A 6,227-nucleotide genomic window follows, 5' to 3' on the forward strand; every position below is an offset into this window, starting at 1 on the left:
CTGACTCAAGCCAAAAGCAGCAGGCAGCGAAAAAGCCCGCTCGCACGCCAAAGCGTACGAAGCGGGCTTTTTTTCGTTTGTGCGGATCAAATCGCCTGCATCACGAAATAGATCACGAAGAGAAGCGACACGACATAAAAGAGGGGCTTCACTTCGCGCCATTTGCCGACCGCGACATGGAACAGGGCATAGCTGATGAAACCGATCGCGATCCCGTCCACGATACTGTGCATCAGCGGGATAAACGCGATGATAAAAAACGCGGGAAACCCTTCTTCCAGCCGTTTAAAGGAAATATTGCGGACCGCCGGCATCATCAACCCCCCGATAAAAACGAGGATCGGCGCAACCGCCTGATCCGGGACGAGCATGATGACCGGCATCGCGATCAGCGAGAGCAAAAACAGCGTCCCCGTAACGATCGGGGTCCAGCCGGTTTTTCCTCCGGCCGAAATGCCGGCGGCAGCCTCCACGGTAGAGACCGTCGGGCTTGTGCCGAAGAGGCCGCTCAAAAAGACGGTGAACGAAGTCGCCTGGATGGCGCGCTTAAAGCGCTCCTGTTTTCCGCTCATGTTCAACTGGGCGTTAATGAGTCCGACGTTCTCGAACACGATGACAAGCGTCAGCGAAAATACGGCGACGATCAACGTCGTTATTGAGGCGCCTTTCACCGACAGCTGCCCGAACACGTCTCCGTAAGTGGACCACGAGGACCCTCCAACATCCGCCGCCTTCGAAGGCGCGGCTCCGAGCAGATAAGCCAGCACCGTTCCTCCGATGATGGCCAGCAGCAAATTGCCGGGCACGTTGCGCATGTAGAGGATGCACGTCAACGCCAACGTCGCAAGCGTTACAAGCACGCCCGGATCGGCGAACGAACGCATGGCAATTACCGAGGACGGATCCGAAGCGATCACGCCGCCTTTATGCAATCCGATCAGGACCAGCATGAGGCCGATGCCGACCGAGATGGCTTCCTGAAGCGAGGCGGGAATGGCCGACCGCAACTTTTCGACGAAAGAGGTCATGCTGATGGCCAAAAAACAGAGGCCGGACATCATGCCGACCGCCAGCGCCTGCTGCCACGTCAACCCCATCCCTTGGACGAGCGTGTAGGTAAACATGGCGTTAATCCCCATCCCGGGCGCGATGATCAAGGGAGCTTTTCCCCAAATGCCCATGACGAAGCACCCGACCGCCGACGCCAGAACCGTGGCGATAATCCCGGCTTCCTGGGGGATGCCGGCATCCGCCAATATCGATGAATTCACAATAATAATGTAGACGATCGCAAAAAAAGATACGACTCCCGCTAACAGCTCCCGCCGCCAAGCGCTCGGGGCAAGGCGGGAAGCCGGACTAGGTGAAGCGTTCTCTTTCGTATGCGACGGTCCATGGTTTTCCTGGTGGACCAACCGAATACCTGCTTTCCATTGTAGCCCCTCACCCAACCCTTTCAATGGTATTGAAAGAAATGGCGGCGCAAAACCGCCATGTGCATGATTGTATCACATTTATGTCAGCAATGAGGTAAAAAATATGAAACAAAAGTAAAGAACTTTAAATTGTAAGCGTTTTCTGCTGAAATCTATAATGGATTTGCGAAGCATTTATAACATGATTTGGATATTTTCTTGCCGTATGATGGAGATCAAAGTTTTCATTGCCAAAAAATTCAAGGACGAGGGAGGTGCTTATGGCCATGACGTCACGAAAATTAAGCAGATCCAGCGTGTGGCTTATCGCCGGAATGACCGTCATTGCAGCCATTGCGTTCATCTTCGTTGAAAGGCCCGTTTTCTCCAAAACCAACCGATCCGACGATCCGATGGCAACCGTAAACGGCGAACCGATCCTCTTAAGCGAGTTTCAAAGAGCCGTGCAAGCGAACAAAGCCCGCGTCATCGACTATTTTCACGAAAAATACGGCGCCGGGCAGTCGGCCTCCTTTTGGACCGAGACCTATGGCGGGGAAACTCCGCTTGAGCGTTTGAAGAGGACAGCGCTGGAGGAGAGCGTGAATTTGAAAGTCCAGCAGCTGATCGCCAAAGAACAGGGAGTGCTGACGGATATCCGTTACGACGTTTTTTTGCAAAATTTAGAGAACGAAAATGAAAGAAGAGCAAAGGCCATCGAAAATCATGAGGTGGTGTTCGGGCCTGCCCAATATACCGAGGATGCTTATTTCGAATATGCGATGGTGAATGCGGTGTTGTCGGTCAAAAAGCATTTGGCGGAACATGACTGGAAACCGGACGAACCGCAGCTGAAACGGTTTTACGAAACGAAAAAAAGCGAGCTGTACCAAGCGCCCGAAGCCGTAAAGGCGAGGCAGATATCGATATCTTTTCTTGATGCGGACCTGCATGCCGATGAACGCCGGAAGGCCCAGGCGAAACGAAAAATCGAGGCAGCGGCGGCGAAAATCTCAAACGGCATGGCATTCGAGCAAGCGGCAAAGGAAATCGGTCCGGATGGACAAGTTGCGGAGCAATCCTATCCTTTGGACAACTTCAGGCATAACGCCAAAAGTCCGGTAGCTCAGGCGGCTTCGATGCTGCAGGCCGGGGAGATCAGCGGAATCATCGAAGAAAACGCCCGTTTTTACCTGATCCAAAGATTGGAGAACGTGAGGGCTGGCTCCCGCTATTTGGCTTTTGATGCCGTAAAGGATCAAGTGTCCAAAGACTATATCGATGACCGCTATGCCGGTTACGTTCGTCAGCGGATCGCGGATGCGCGGGTTGTCGTCAATGAACGACTGTACAAGACGTTTCGAATGTAAAGCCGATCAGGCATTACATAAACGAGGATTTTTGCAAAATCCTCAAATCAAAAACGGAAAGGAATGTTGCTCATTGAGCCGACGGGGATTCAAAAAAGCAATCGGCATGATTCTGATTTTCTCCATGTTTTGTTCATTGGTGATCGCTTTGCCGCCTGCGGCGAAGGCCGCCGGAACCACGTATTACGTGGATAGTTTGGGAGGGGATGACGGCAACAGCGGCACAAGCGAAAATTCCGCCTGGAAGTCGCTGGATAAAGTGAACGCAACGACCTTTGCCCCGGGCGACAAAATTTTGTTTAAAGCCGGGGGAAGCTGGAATGGAAGATTATGGCCTAAAGGCTCCGGGGAACATGGGAACCCGATCGTCATCGACATGTACGGCACCGGCAGCAAGCCGTTAATCGCCGGGGTGACGTCCGAACTGGAAGCCGTCTTTTTGAAAAATCAGCAGTATTGGGAAATCAACAACCTCGAGGTGACGAACAGCTCGCCGCTGCCTTTCGACAGGGATTGGCAGAACCCGCGGGGCCAGCGGAGAGGCGTCTATATTTTGAATGAGGAAGCAGGCATATTGAATCATATTCATATCAAAAATTTGAATATCCACGATGTGGACGGTTCTTATACGACCCGTTCCGGAGGAATTATCGTCGACTCGGTCGGATCGAACACCCCAAGTGCTTTTAACGATATTCTGATTGACGGCAACACGCTGACGGATGTGGACGCCTATGGCATATACATCGGCTCCAACTGCATTTTGCGCTACGGCATGGGCGATTTATGGCCGTGGGTGCCGAAACCTTACGGACCGTGGACGCCTTCCACGAACGTCAAAATATCCAACAACACCGTGCTCCGGGCGGCAACCGGCGGGATCGCATGGAACGTAACCGACGGGGCGGTCGTCGAGCGCAATACGGTAGGTCAAGCCACATACCTGGCAACCAACGCCTCGATTTGGTGGGCTTATGCTGACAACAATCTCGTGCAATTCAACGAATCGTTCGCAAGCGTCAACGGCGCAGAGGACGGCCACGGCTTCGACGTGGATGCGGGCAACATCGGTTCGTTGGTCCAATACAATTACAGCCACGACAACGCCGGCGGGTTCATGCTTTTTGTCAACGATACCTATTACACCGTCAACACGATCGTGCGATACAACATCAGCCAAAATGACCGGAAAAGCATCTTCCGTTACAGCGGCTCGATCGATAACGTCTATAATTACAACAATACGGTTTATGTAGGCCAAGCGTCCGGCAACCCGGTAATGAGCGATTATTTCACGAAAGCTTCGGGCACGCCGCGCAACATCAAAAATTATAACAACGTGTATTACAGCGTCGGCGACCGGGGCTGGGATTTGCGGGGCCAGACCTTCGACTACAACGCGTATTACGGAGGGAACACGTTAGTGCAGGCCGATGCGCATAAGGTGACCGCCGATCCGAAATTCGTCGACCCCGGAAGCGGTTCGATCGGCATGAATACCGTCGGCGGATACAAGCTGCAAGCCGGCTCCCCGTTGATTGGGGCGGGCATACGGATAAACGACAACGGAGGGCGGGACTATTTCGGCAATCCGCTATACAACGAGGCTCCCGACATCGGCGCGCACGAATATGAAGGCAGCGTGCCTCCGGCCGGCTCCATGCCGGACCCGATCGATATCGTACGGATCCGTCCGGTCAGCACGCCTGTGGATGATTTGGCGCCGCTGGCCGTCGCCAGCACGTCGTTTCATTCTTCCCCTTCCGAGCCGATCGGCAGCATTAACGACAAATATTACGACACGGCTTGGAAATCCGAGGATTCGCCTGCGTTTCCGAACGATATTACGCTGGATTTCGGCAATGAACCCGTTTCCGCCAACCAGTTGAAATTAAATACGAGAATGGGGAAAGAATCCGGGATCACGGATTTCGATCTGGAATATCATAACGGCTCTTCCTGGGTTCCGATTCGAACGGGAGTTCACCTGACGTGGGATTCGACGACCGGCTATAATGAGATCAAATCCGTGGAGTTCCCATTGACCCGTTTCTCTAAACTGAGATTGAAGGTCCATGACGGGAATCGGCAATCGGGACATCTTTCGCTGAACGAACTTGAATTATACAACAATCCTGATTTATACAAAGACATGGTCACGACGAGTTTTCCGACAGGGGCCGGCGAAATTACGAACATCCTTGACGGCAATTTGAACTCGGCGTGGGGAAGCGCCACCAATATCAGCTTTCCGGGTTACATCACCCTGGATTACGGAGATCGACCGGTGCCCGTCAATAAAGTCACGTTGGTCACTTTTTTCGGCATCGGCCAAGGCATTACCGATTTTGACGTGGAATATTATGACGGCAGCCGCTGGCTAACCGCGTTATCCGATGCTACCATCGAGTGGAAGCTGAACGACAGCACGAAAGAACGCCAAAGCGTTGCTTTTCCGACGGTAAACGCTTATAAACTTCGGTTGAAGGTGAACGATGGCAACCGGGTTTGGGGCAACATTGCGCTCAATGAGCTGATCGTAGAGCACATTCCTGAACATATTCCCGTCACGGGAATTTCGCTCGATCAGCCGCAGCTTGTGCTTAATCAGTCTTCCGATCGCCGTGTGGAACTGAAGGCAACCGTTAAGCCGGAAAACGCGACCAATCCAAAGATCGCATGGAGCACAAGCGATGCCCGGGTGGCCACGGTGGACGATCAGGGAACGGTGACGGCGGCAGGAGAAGGAACGGCGGTAATCACCGCCCAAACGGATGACGGTCATTTTGAAGCTTCCAGCCGCATCACGGTCGATTGGACGGCACCGGAAATTACGATCCGTTCGGTAACGACTTCCGTATATAACACTGGCATGCTTCAACCGCAATTGGACATTTCGGACCGTCTGACCGGAGTCGACGAGGCGAAAACCGAAGTGCTGCTGGACGGTAACAAATTAGGGACATTAGACGGCGTACCTCTGTACTTGTTGGAGCCTGGAGATCATGTACTGACCGTTCAAGCCGCGGATTTGGCGGGGAACGGGGCTGAAAAATCCGTCCGTTTTCAGGTGCTGACCAGTTATGAAACGCTTGGAGAACTGGTTCGGCATTTCACGGAACGCGGCTATATCGACAATCAAGGGATCGCGAACAGCCTGCTGAAAAAATTGCAAAAACGGAATGCAGGCAGCTTTATTCAAGAAGTGGAGGCCCAAAAGGGGAAGCACATCTCTGCCGAAGCCGCGGAGTTTTTGCAGCGGGACGCGGGGCGGCTGCTTAACCCGTAGCCATTTTAACAAGAGAAGATGAAACGAAGGGGCTGTCCAGAAAGTCAGTGAAAACTGACTTCTGGTCCGCCCATTTTCGTTGAATGCAAAAAATAACACAAAAAAACCGTCTGATCTTGTAAAATGAAAGTTACCAGACAACCATTTTACAGA

The 6,227-nt window shown here is 52.7% G+C and carries 3 protein-coding genes; 2 read left to right on the forward strand and 1 reads right to left on the reverse strand.

Annotated features, from left to right (window positions below):
* Nucleotides 1-86: 86 nt before the first annotated feature.
* Complete coding sequence (locus tag KI367_RS15670; protein ID WP_212950787.1) at nt 87-1,415, reverse strand: NCS2 family permease; 1,329 nt, start codon at nt 1,413-1,415, stop codon at nt 87-89.
* Nucleotides 1,416-1,702: 287 nt separating this feature from the next.
* Here KI367_RS15670 and KI367_RS15675 point away from each other — a divergent pair, with 287 nt between their 5' ends.
* Nucleotides 1,703-2,785 carry a peptidylprolyl isomerase gene (locus tag KI367_RS15675; RefSeq protein ID WP_212950789.1) on the forward strand — a complete coding sequence of 361 codons (1,083 nt, stop codon included), beginning with the start codon at nt 1,703-1,705 and terminating at the stop codon, nt 2,783-2,785.
* 73 nt (nt 2,786-2,858) lie between these two features.
* Nucleotides 2,859-6,074 (forward strand): discoidin domain-containing protein, encoded by a 3,216-nt coding sequence (locus KI367_RS15680; protein ID WP_212950791.1) that lies wholly within the window; start codon nt 2,859-2,861, stop codon nt 6,072-6,074.
* The last annotated feature ends 153 nt before the right edge of the window (nt 6,075-6,227 follow it).

This window comes from Paenibacillus cookii, from assembly GCF_018333375.1.
Classification (GTDB): Bacteria; Bacillota; Bacilli; order Paenibacillales; family Paenibacillaceae; genus Paenibacillus_AQ; species Paenibacillus_AQ cookii.

Bases quoted from the DNA above. Each gene is read 5' to 3' on its own strand.
- KI367_RS15675 (WP_212950789.1), top strand. From the start codon at position 1,703: ATGACGTCACGAAAATTAAGCAGATCCAGCGTGTGGCTTATCGCCGGA.